Genomic DNA, 6,752 nt, shown 5'->3' with positions numbered 1-6,752 from the left:
CCAAAACTCAATCCGCCGCAATCGGCCCCGAAGGCGGCGCGGGTCGGCGGGTGAACCACACCAGCCCCATCATCACCAGCGAGCCGATGCCGCTGACCCAGAAGATGTCGATGGACGACAGCACGAAGGCCTGATGGATCAGTTCCTGCGTCATCACGCCCAGCCCGTGAGCATGATCGATCCCCATCGCCTGCATATGGCTGACCGAGGCTTCATAAGCCGGGTTGCCCGGATTGGCGGCTTCGGCAAGGCGGCTTTGGTGGAAGGTTTCGCGCCGGTCCCAGAAGGTGGTGGTGGCGCTGGCGGCAAAGCCGCCACCGGTGATGCGCGCGAAGTTCACCAGACCGGTGGCGGCCGGGATGCGGTGGGGCGGCAGCTTGTCGAGGCAGATGGTGACCATGGAGATGAAGAAGACCCCCATCGCCAGCCCCTGCACCAGAATCGGCAGGATATAATGCCAGAGGTCGGTGTCCGATGTGTAGCCGGTGCGCATCAGGAAGGAGACGCCGAAAGCGCCCAGCGAGAAGCTCGCCAGCCAGCGGATGTCGATCTTGTTCGACAGGCGCGCGTTCAGCGGCGAGATCAGCACCGAAACCACGCCGGCGGGCGCTGCCACCAGCCCGGCCCATGTCGCGGTGTAGCCTTGCTCCCTTTGCAGCCACAGCGGCATCAGCAGATTGTTGGCGAAGAAGCAGGCATAGCCCAGCGTGAAGCACAATGTGCCCAGCGCGAAGTTGCGGCCTTTGAACAGGGAGAGATCGACCGCCGGGTTCTCCTCGGTCAGCTCCCAGATCAGCCAGCCGATAAAGCTGATGCCCGAGATGATCGCCATGGCGACGATCATGTGGTTGTTGAACCAGTCGCGGTCATTGCCAAGGTCCAGCACCACCTGCAGCGTGCCGACCCATGTGATCAGCAGCGCCAGCCCGACGATATCGATGGGCAGCTTCATGGGCGCCGTGTTGTAGGGGCGCATCTTGGGGATGAGCACGGCCACGGTGAGGAAGCCGATCGGCACGTTGATCAGGAAGATCCAGCCCCAGTGATAGTGGTCCGAGATATAGCCGCCCAAAATGGGGCCCATCACCGGGCCGATCAGCGCGGTCATCGACCAGAGCGAAAGGGCCTGCCCACGCTTTTCGGGCGGGAACACCGCCATCAGCAGCGCCTGGCTGCCCGGGATCATCGGGCCGGAGACCGCGCCCTGAATCAGGCGGAAGATCACCAGCGAGGGCAGCGACCAGGCCAGACCACACAGCGCCGAGGCGATGGTGAACAGCGTGACGCTGGTGATGAAGGTGGTCACCACGCCGAAGCGGCGCATCAGCCAGCCGGTCAGCGGCACGGTGACGCCATTGGCCATGGCGAAGGCGGTGATGACCCATGTGGCGGTGTCACTGCTCTCGCCAAGGTTGCCGGCGATGGTTTGCAGCGAAACGTTGGCGATGGTGGAATCGAGCACCTGCATGAAGGTGCCCAGCGCCAGCGCCAGCGCCACCATGGTCAGCTCCAGCCCGTGGAGGGGCGGCGGAGCGGCGTCTTCGCTCATTTGGCCGCGCCGCCGTTGGCCGCGATGATCTGGTGGATGCGGGCTTCCACTTCAGGATTGGCCTGATCGGTCTGCTGCACCGAGAGCTTGTTGGCGACAGCGGCGGCCACCGGCGTGCCGGAGGTGTCGCGCGTGTCGACATCCACTGTCACCGACAGGCCGATGCGCAGCGGAGTCCTGGCCAGCTCGTTCGGGTCAAGCCCGATGCGGACGGGCAGGCGTTGCACGATCTTGATCCAGTTGCCGCTGGCGTTCTGGGCCGGCAGCAGGGCAAAGGCGCTGCCCGAGCCCGCCGACAGGCCGATCACCTTGCCGTGGAAGGTCACCTTCTTGCCATAGGCGTCCGAATGCAGCGTGACGGGCTGGCCGACGCGGATATCGGCCAGCTGGGTTTCGCGGAAGTTGGCGTCGACCCAGACCTTGTTGAGCGGCACCACCGCCATCAGCGGCGTGCCCGGCCCGACCTGCTGGCCCAGCTGCACCGAGCGTTGCGCCACCACGCCATCGACCGGCGCGGAGAGCCGCAAGTGGCCCTGCGCGATGGCCATGCGCCGCACCTGGGCGATGGCGGCCAGCACCTGTGGGTTATGCGCCACATCGGCGCCCTGCACGGCGGAGAGCGCATTGGCCTTGTGGCTTTGCGCCAATGCCAGTCCGGCCTGAGCGGTGCGGATGGCGTCGGCCGCGTGGGCGGCTTCTTCGCCCGAGACGGCGCCCTGCTTCACCGCCTCCTGACGGCGGGCAAGGTCGCTTTTCGCGGTGGCGAGGGCGGCCTGAGCGCGGGCGATCTCGGCATCGGCCTCATCCACCTGCGTAAAGCCGCCGCGCACGCCGCGCACGGCCTTGGCCAGATCGGCCTCGGCGGCGGCCATCTGCGCGCCCACCAGCGCCGGGTCGAAATCGACCAGCGGCTCGCCCGCCTTCACGCTCTGGGTGTTGTCGGCGTGGAGGGCGATGACGGTGCCCTGCTCGCGCGCGGTCACCTGCACGATATCGCCCGCGACATAGGCGTCGTCGGTCTCTTCGCTGGCGGGGGCGAAGAACAGCGTGTAGCCGCCCCAGACGACCCCGGCGATCACCACGGCGGCGCCCAGCAGCAGCAGGCCGCGCTTGCGGGTAGTTTTGGCGGAAGACTGCGTGGTTTCGTCACTCACAGGGTTGGCCCCTTTATGGATTTGGTCTGAACGGTTGAGAGGGCGGGCGCCCTGTTATGGGTTGGCTTTTGGGGCGGGCGTGTCGGGGATCGGCGTAAAGCCGCCGCCCATCGCCACCACCAGCTGCACGCGCGCCGACAGGCCATCGGCGGCCAGACCCGTCTGGGCCTGACGCGCGGTCAGCAGGCGCTGCGCGGAGGACAGCGTGTCGAAGCGCGTGCCGAGGCCGCTGCGCAACCGCACCTGATCGAGCCGCTGGGTCTGTTCCAGCCCCGCGACCACGCGGCCCTGCTCCTCCAGATCGGCCTTGTTGGTGGTCACGGTGGAGAGGGCGTCGGCGGCTTCCTTCACCGCTTTCACCACCGCCTCATTGTATTGCGCGATCGAGATATCCACACCGGTGACCGAGGCGCGATAGTTGGCGCGCAGCGCGCCGCCCTCGAAGATGGGCAGATGGATCGCCGGGCCACCGCCGCCGGTCATCGCCTCCGGGGTGAGCAGATGGGCAAGGCCCAGCGCGCTGGTGCCGATAAAGGCCTGCAGGTTCACATCGGGATAGAAGGAGGCGCGCGAATATTTCACCCCGCCTTGCGCCATCTCCACATGGGCGAGGGCCGAGGCGATGTCCGCGCGGCGGACCAGCATGTCGATCGGCAGAGCGTCCGGCACGGGCAGGGCGCTGTCGAAGCGCAGCGTCGCGGGCTGGATCGTGGCGTAATAATCCGCCCCGCGCCCGGCCAGGGCGGCCAGCGCATGAACAGCCATCAGCCGCTGCCCCTCGGCGCGGGTCTGGGCCTGCTGCGCCTCGGCCAGCAGGGTGCGGGCGGCGGCCATGTCCAGTTCACTGGCCAGCTTCGAATTGACCCGCGCCTGCGTGAGATCGAGCTGCTTCTGCCGCGCCGCTACGAAATCGACCGACAATTGGGTCAGCGCCTCGGCCCGCGCCAGATTGACATAGGCCTGCGTCACCGCGCCCGACAGCGCAACCCGTGCCGCCGCCACATCCAGCGCCGATCCGCGCGCGAAGGTTTTCGCGATGCCGATCAGCGCCTTCTGCTTGCCCGCCAGATCGAGCGACCAGGAGAGATCCGCCTCCAGATTGTTCATCGAATTCCACGATCCGCCCAGCGGCGCCGGATAGATCGAGCGGTTGGAAAAACGTTCCTCGGTGAAGGAGCCCTGCGCGCTGACATGCGGCAGCAGCCCGGCCCTGGTGTAGCGGATCGCGCTCTGCGCCAGATCGATGCGCGCCATGGCCTGCTCCAGCGTGGGGCTGCCCGCCAGCGCATCGCCCATGATGCGGTTGAGCTGCGGATCATCCAGCGCGGTCCACCAGTCAGGGGCGATGGTGGCGGCCTCGGGCCCGGCCAGCCCCATGCTTGGGGCGTCGGCGACTTTGAGCTTGGGCTGGTCATGCGGCACCGCCGCGCAGGCGGCCAGCAACATGACGCCCGCCAGCGCGGTGAGGGGCCGCAGGCTGGCGGGCGTTGCCCGGGCCACGGGGGGAAGGCCGGCCCGGCGCGAGTGTGGATCGGTCATCAACACGGGTTTCCGTTTGTCAGGCGACGGCAGGACGCTCAGCCGCGTGCGCCACGTGAAGGGGGGAGTGAGGCGCAATGTTCCTATAGGAGATGGAACGAAGGATGATTATCCCCCACGGCGTCATAATAGAAATGATATTTGTTCACCAATCACGGTGGGAAGAAGGACAATGCGAGGGCGCAGTCTTGGGTTGACCGCATCTCTCGAAAGAAATGCCCCGGGCCCTCGCGCCGCAATAAGGTCTTCCGACGAGATGGCTGTGGCTCCGAAATCATGCGCCCAGTCTCTCCATCCGCGAAGGCAATTGCGCCGCAGGCAGTAATCCTTTGTACGATGGGTTGTTCCCCGAGGCTTTCATGCCCGCCGCGCCGCAATCCGGGCGCAAGGCCGAACCCGATGCGCAACGTGGACACTCTAAGGGAGCGCGAGGGTCATGACCCTCGCATCGCCCCTTCCTAGTTCCCTTTACGCGCCTGATTGACCAACACCTCATGCGCCAGCCGCTCCTGTAGGAAATCCAGCAGCACCCGCACGCGCGCCGGTCGCGCCCGGCCCGGAGGCGTCACCAGATAGAGCGGGCGGGGCGGCACGCTCCATTCGGGCAGCAGCTCGATCAGGCGGCCGTCTTTCAGGTGAGGCATGATGAAGTAATCGGCCATCACCCCGATCCCGATGCCGCTGAGCAGCGCCGGGATCATGGCGTCGGCATTGTTGGCGCGGAAGCGCGGTTGCACGCGGATGCTGATGGGGTCGCTATTGGCGGCGGCGTTCTGGTGCGCGAAGGTCCATTCGGTGGGATCGGGGATATGGCTGGCGACGATGGTGGGGTAGCGGGCCAGATCCTCTGGCCCCTCGGGCATGCCGAGGCGCTCGATCAGGCTGGGCGCGGCGACGAGCGGGCGGCGCAGGGTCCACAGGCGCGTGGCGTGCAGGGTGGAGGCGCTGACGACCTCCAGCTGCACCGCCGCATCGAAGCCTTCCGCCACGATATCGACCTGGCTTTCGGTGAGGACCAGATCGACCTCGATGTCGGGGTAGCGCTCCATGAAGTCGGGCAAGGCGGGGGCGATGATCTCGATGCCCATGGCGCTGAGGGTGGCGAGGCGCACGAGGCCGCGCGGGGAGACGGCCTCCTCGATGATGTCGGCCTCGATGGCGGCCCCGTCGGAGAGGATGCGGGTGGCGCGGGCGAGCGAGAGGCGGCCGCTTTCGGTCAGCGTAAGCTTGCGGGTGGTGCGCTGGAAAAGGTTGGTGCGCATCCGCGCCTCCAGCCGCGCGACGGCCTTGGAGACGGTGGTCTTGGCCAGCCCCAGCTCTTCCGCGGCGCGCGAGAAGCTGCCGCGCTGGGCGACCTTGGCGAAAATGGCCCAGCCTTCGAAATCGGGGAGAGTGGACATGGGGGCCTGCCTAGCATGGCATCCCTTGTCCGTCCTGTCGCAATTTGCTTGGCGGGTGGGGTGTGTTGCCCTAGGATGACACCTTGCCAAGGGCCTTGCCCATGCACACGTTGATCCAAGGATGCGACCATGTTCGATTTCCTGCGCAAACAGTTCATTGATGTCATCGAATGGCATGAAAGCCCGGGTCAGGTGGCCTGGCGCGTGCCCTTCGAGGGGCATGAGATCAAGAATGGCGCGCAGCTGACGGTGCGCGACGGCCAGATCGCCGCCTTCATGAACGAGGGCCAGCTGGGCGACTATTTCGGCCCCGGCCTGCACACGCTGGAAACCGGCAATCTGCCGGTGCTGACCAGCCTGATGAACTGGGACAAGGGCTTCAACTCGCCTTTCAAGTCCGATGTGGTCTTCGTCAGCCTGAAGGAGCAGGCCGGGCTGAAATGGGGCACGCCCCAGCCGGTGACGGTGCGCGATGCGGAGTTTGGCGCGATCCGTCTGCGCGCTTTTGGCAGCTATTCCTTCAAGGTCGGCGATCTCAAGCTGTTCCTCGACCGTGTGCTCGGCACCACCACGGAGGTCTGGGCGCAGGGGCTGGAGAACCAGTTGCGCTCGGCCATTGTGACCGCGATGGCCACGGCCCTGGGCGGCGGAGGCATTCCCTTCCTCGATCTGGCGGCCAATCAACAGAAGCTGTCGGATGCAATCAAGCTGGAGGTCGACAAGGCCTTTGCGCAATGGGGTCTGGTCTGCCTGACCTTCTATGTCGAAAGCGTGTCGCTGCCCGATGAGGTGCAGGCGCATCTCGACAAGGGTTCGTCCATGCGCGTGCTGGGCGACATCGGCAGCTACACCCGCTTTCAGGCGGCCGAGGCGATCGAGGCCGCTGCCGCCAGCGATGGCGGCGTGGCGGGGATCGGCGCCGGGGCTGCGGCGGCTGCCGCGCTGGGCGGGGCCATGAGCGCCAGCCTCGGGCAGGCCTCTGCTGCGCCAGCGGAAGACCCCTTCGCCCTGCTGGAAAAGCTGCACAAGCTGCTGACCATTGGCGCGATCAGTCAGGAAGAGTTCGACGGCAAGAAGGCCGAAATCCTGTCGCGCGTAAAGTAACAGGCG

The 6,752-nt window shown here is 66.6% G+C and carries 5 protein-coding genes; 1 reads left to right on the top strand and 4 read right to left on the bottom strand.

The features are described from left to right. Positions 1 to 7: 7 nt before the first annotated feature. From SR3_RS16550 to SR3_RS16535, 4 genes are all read right to left on the bottom strand, one after another. Positions 8 to 1,549 carry a DHA2 family efflux MFS transporter permease subunit gene (locus SR3_RS16550; protein WP_068088519.1) on the bottom strand — a complete coding sequence of 514 codons (1,542 nt, stop codon included), beginning with the start codon at positions 1,547 to 1,549 and terminating at the stop codon, positions 8 to 10. Then, the gene (locus SR3_RS16545) at positions 1,546 to 2,703 is read right to left on the bottom strand and encodes an efflux RND transporter periplasmic adaptor subunit (RefSeq protein WP_068088516.1); all 1,158 of its coding nucleotides are present in this window, start codon (positions 2,701 to 2,703) and stop codon (positions 1,546 to 1,548) included. Before SR3_RS16545 ends, SR3_RS16550 begins: the two co-directional genes overlap by 4 nt. Positions 2,704 to 2,757: 54 nt before the next feature. Then, positions 2,758 to 4,242, bottom strand: a complete 1,485-nt coding sequence (locus tag SR3_RS16540) for an efflux transporter outer membrane subunit (RefSeq protein WP_157098910.1) — start codon at positions 4,240 to 4,242, stop codon at positions 2,758 to 2,760. 458 nt (positions 4,243 to 4,700) lie between these two features. Beyond that, the gene (locus tag SR3_RS16535) at positions 4,701 to 5,642 is read right to left on the bottom strand and encodes a LysR family transcriptional regulator (protein WP_068088510.1); all 942 of its coding nucleotides are present in this window, start codon (positions 5,640 to 5,642) and stop codon (positions 4,701 to 4,703) included. Positions 5,643 to 5,771: 129 nt separating this feature from the next. On the opposite strand from SR3_RS16535, the gene SR3_RS16530 reads away from it, so the two are divergent. Further along, positions 5,772 to 6,746, top strand: coding sequence for an SPFH domain-containing protein (locus SR3_RS16530; protein WP_068088507.1), 975 nt, complete (start codon positions 5,772 to 5,774; stop codon positions 6,744 to 6,746). The last annotated feature ends 6 nt before the right edge of the window (positions 6,747 to 6,752 follow it).

The sequence above is a fragment of the Novosphingobium rosa NBRC 15208 genome (assembly GCF_001598555.1).
In the GTDB taxonomy this organism is placed as follows: domain Bacteria; phylum Pseudomonadota; class Alphaproteobacteria; order Sphingomonadales; family Sphingomonadaceae; genus Novosphingobium; species Novosphingobium rosa.
This window is presented reverse-complemented; position numbering and strand designations above follow the sequence as displayed.

Coding starts and splice junctions, on each gene's coding strand:
- SR3_RS16550 (WP_068088519.1), bottom strand. CDS start 1,549: ATGAGCGAAGACGCCGCTCCGCCGCCCCTCCACGGGCTGGAGCTGACC.
- SR3_RS16540 (WP_157098910.1), bottom strand. CDS start 4,242: ATGACCGATCCACACTCGCGCCGGGCCGGCCTTCCCCCCGTGGCCCGG.
- SR3_RS16535 (WP_068088510.1), bottom strand. CDS start 5,642: ATGTCCACTCTCCCCGATTTCGAAGGCTGGGCCATTTTCGCCAAGGTC.
- SR3_RS16530 (WP_068088507.1), top strand. CDS start 5,772: ATGTTCGATTTCCTGCGCAAACAGTTCATTGATGTCATCGAATGGCAT.